Below are 205 nucleotides of genomic sequence, written 5' to 3' on the forward strand. Positions count from 1 at the left end.
TTGGTTGAAACTAAGATGCATTGCATCAAATTATTAGGAGATAAACTCAGTGCAAGGAGTTTTGATAGCCAAGTGAATGAGATCCATGCACGTGTAGCAGTCCTTAACAGATTTACGGAATTAGGTCGACCACTTACCCAAGTTACGCCTTAAATTTGGCTCAATTAGGGGCGCTTTGCATTTCAAATCTTTGTGCAACAAAGCC

Annotated in this window: 1 pseudogene; it reads left to right on the forward strand. The window is 40.5% G+C overall.

Annotation, left to right across the window (positions count from 1 at the left end):
* Positions 1-153, forward strand: a pseudogene (locus tag EXE10_RS21390) (IS5/IS1182 family transposase); the annotation flags it as partial.
* Positions 154-205: the final 52 nt, after the last annotated feature.

Origin of the sequence: Acinetobacter sp. WCHAc060033 (genome assembly GCF_004209125.1) — a bacterium.
GTDB classification, from domain to species: Bacteria; Pseudomonadota; Gammaproteobacteria; order Pseudomonadales; family Moraxellaceae; genus Acinetobacter; species Acinetobacter wuhouensis.